Origin of the sequence: Pauljensenia sp. UMB3104, assembly GCF_030217285.1 — a bacterium.
Taxonomy (GTDB): Bacteria; Actinomycetota; Actinomycetes; order Actinomycetales; family Actinomycetaceae; genus Pauljensenia.
In genome coordinates this window covers 1-355 of the sequence record NZ_JASONN010000110.1, presented here as the reverse complement: position 1 = coordinate 355, position 355 = coordinate 1, and the positions used below count along the sequence as shown (strand labels likewise).

Genomic DNA, 355 nt, shown 5'->3' with positions numbered 1-355 from the left:
GAGATGATTTCACAGGCCGGGGTTGATTGGGTCGAACGCTCCTACAAAGGTAAAAACGGTACGGTAGAACATCGCATTGATTTCGGGCGGCCTATAGGGGCAAAAAAGCTTAATGTTCGTTTAGAAATTGGTGTGAATGTGGCTGAAATGCCCGATATTTCCTACCACAGCGCGGATTATGCTTCGGAGATTGTCGGCTGGGGTCCCGGTGAGGGTGACGCGAAACTACGCACCGCCCCTATCAGGACAGGCGCGAAAGGCTTACGCCGCGTCCGCAAAGTATCCCTACTACGCAACAATAGCGTTGATTCCCTAACCAATGCGACAAGGCAAATAGCCCAACAGGTTTCACAAC

1 protein-coding gene is annotated in these 355 nt (G+C 51.5%); it reads left to right on the top strand.

What is annotated here, in order from left to right; genetic code table 11:
• Nucleotides 1-355 (top strand): hypothetical protein (locus QP415_RS10980; protein ID WP_285100087.1); only part of this gene is annotated, 355 nt, incomplete at both ends.